Consider the following 2,661-nt stretch of genomic DNA (forward strand, 5'->3'; position numbering starts at 1 on the left):
ACAACATACCACTTTAGATCGCTCATTAGTAAATATTAATTAGAAAGTGATTTATAAAAAGTATCTAACACAAATGTTGATCCTTTATCCCGGTGCTGGCGCACGCGAGGGTATTATAAACCTCATTAATAGATAATTACATTGTACTAATTGTAGATAGCTTTATCAACATAAATAATTATAGGATTTAAATATAGATAATTCTCTATTCTATTGTTTGTACGTGAGTCGTAGTTGAATAATTTATTTATTTTATCAGCGAGATCTTCAACAGGTATTTTATGTTGGTAAATTCTATTTTCTTCGTAATTGGCAATAATTACTCCAATTGGAATCAGTAAAAAATTTTGTTTAGCATTTCCAACAATCGGACTATAATTTAGTTGTTTTAGAAAAGTATAGTCGCTTATTATTTTAGAAGCAATGCTGTCATTTAGACTTATATTTCTAGCGACTACACTTGTCTTATTTTTTTTAAGTTCAATCTTAATAGAAAAGCTATAGAAAGCTATTGAATCTTTAAGATTTGTTATATCAATTATTAATCCTTTACGAATTTGATTTACCAATCTATCTCTATTATTATTTTGAGCTACTGATGTAAAATAAAAAATTGAGAACAATATTGTAAAGATTGTGACAGCCATTTTTTTTTCTCTCATAAAAATTTTTGTTCCGAATGATTAAGATTTCTAATATTATAATTGTTTACTGTGAATACCTTTTCTAGTCACATATTTTGCTACCCTTGGTATAACCATTATTGGCTGGTATTTTTGTTGAAAGTTTATACGCTCCTGCAATTCTATTAATATCGCCAACAGTAATTTTACCGTTGGGTATACCACCACCATATACTACTGTAAATTCAGTATCGTTAGGAGTAGCGGCATTGAAAACTTTAGAATCAGATACGCCACTCCATGCTAACGCATATGCATCGCTCATTTGTATGCCAAAGGATGAATTTAAATAATGTGCCATAGGGGTAATATATTTTTCAGCAATAACATTATGATCAGTTTCTGTTTTCAAAAAATTATTGCTAGTATATCCTAAATAAGCATGAATGATTTCATGAATCATCGACGAGATGAGATTTTCTTTGGATGTGCCATCATGATAATCTATTCCTAAAGTAATGTCCGCAGAAAATGAGTTCCCCATAAATTGCTGATTAGTAGTTTGACCAGGTTTTGGCCTTGTGATATCATTATTGCCATATTGATCTTTATAATAAATATAGCCATCGTAAATATTTATACTCACTGTTTTACTGGCATCAAATTTCTTAATAATATCAGCCATAACACCTATAATATCTTTATTTGCTTTTAATGCTTCTTCAACTGTTTTTGAGATACACGAGTCGGTTGTTTTGTTATGAATGTCTTTATTCGTTTCGTTACTATTAGAATTTCCATTTGTTCCACCCCCACCGCTACCCATATCTCCATAATCACCTCCATTAGGCCCATAATCTACATCACTCTCGCTCTGACAATAGGTTTCAGAGCCAGTCTCATACCAATAATCAGTTCCACCAACACCCTCTACATAATTGTGGCCATAATAATGAATAGTATAGCAATTGAGTCGCCTTAAACTGATTTGTTTATAGCTGTCAGATTCAGCTAACTTAACAGAGATGATCTCCCTATCCGCCCCATAAGCAAAAGATTTTATATAGTTCCCGTTCCAGTCTTCAACAGTTGCTGTTCCAATAAACTTTCCATTGGTTTGCTGTACTGCCCCATTAGGAATTAAGGTTACCCATTCAGCATGTTTTATATCTTTAATATCTGTATATATAATTAAGTAGCTTGTTACTTTTTTATGATCATTACTATTACCATTTGTTATTTCAAAATCATCATCGAATTTTATGGGAACAATTACTGCATCACCAAGTGAAATTTTTTTAACATAAGCCTTATCCCAAAGCAATTTTTTTGTTAAACCATGCCGATAATTTTGGTCATTGAGGATCACCCGTTTAGTGGAAAGGATATCTTTTTTAAAAAAAACCTTTGCGTCAGTTATCAGTTCACTTTTTATTTCTTCTATTGAGGAACTATCCTTTTTACAAGAATAGATGACAATAGCGGTGGTAAGTAAAAATATTAAAGCTACTATACACTGCTTTAGTGAGAGATAAGTTTTTACCATTTTCGTTAATTTAAATTTAAAATGTGAGCTAAACAAACATAGTAATAATTTTTAAACTACAAACAAATACTACAAAAATGTAATTCGAAAAACAAGGGCATAAAAAAACCCCGAATTAATCGGGGTTTCTGAATATTTCAAAATAATTTTTACTCTTTTTCTACTTGCATGTAGTTAAGCTCCAACGGCGTTTTACGACCGAAGATTTTAACCATTACTTTCAGTTTTTTCTTCTCTTCGTTTACCTCTTCGATAATACCTGAGAAACCGTTGAAAGGTCCGTCCATTACTTTAATGCCTTCGCCAACATAGTAAGGTACATTCATCGTTTCTCCTTGCTCGCTCATTTCATCAACCACACCTAAAATACGGTTAACTTCTGCCTGGCGCATTGGGATTGGATTACCGGCTTTATCACCCAGGAAGCCAATAACACTATTGATTCCTTTAATGATGTGCTCTAATTCTCCATCTAATGTAGCTTCGATTAAA

At 31.9% G+C, this 2,661-nt stretch carries 3 protein-coding genes; all 3 read right to left on the reverse strand.

The genetic code is table 11. The features are described from left to right. Window positions 1-146: 146 nt before the first annotated feature. Window positions 147-662 carry a hypothetical protein gene (locus AC07VK_RS24745; RefSeq protein WP_492962682.1) on the reverse strand — a complete coding sequence of 172 codons (516 nt, stop codon included), beginning with the start codon at window positions 660-662 and terminating at the stop codon, window positions 147-149. A 64-nt stretch (window positions 663-726) separates the two neighbouring features. Beyond that, a complete protein-coding gene (locus tag AC07VK_RS24750; protein ID WP_492962684.1) occupies window positions 727-2,169 on the reverse strand; it encodes a hypothetical protein in 1,443 nt (480 codons plus the stop codon). Window positions 2,170-2,318: 149 nt separating this feature from the next. After that, the coding region (gene nusG, locus AC07VK_RS24755) for a transcription termination/antitermination protein NusG (protein ID WP_494939845.1) at window positions 2,319-2,661 on the reverse strand (343 nt) is incomplete at its 5' end.

Source organism: Pedobacter sp. GW821-FHT01D05 (genome assembly GCF_059422505.1).

Coding starts and splice junctions, on each gene's coding strand:
- AC07VK_RS24750 (WP_492962684.1), bottom strand. CDS start 2,169: ATGGTAAAAACTTATCTCTCACTAAAGCAGTGTATAGTAGCTTTAATA.
- AC07VK_RS24745 (WP_492962682.1), bottom strand. CDS start 662: ATGAGAGAAAAAAAAATGGCTGTCACAATCTTTACAATATTGTTCTCA.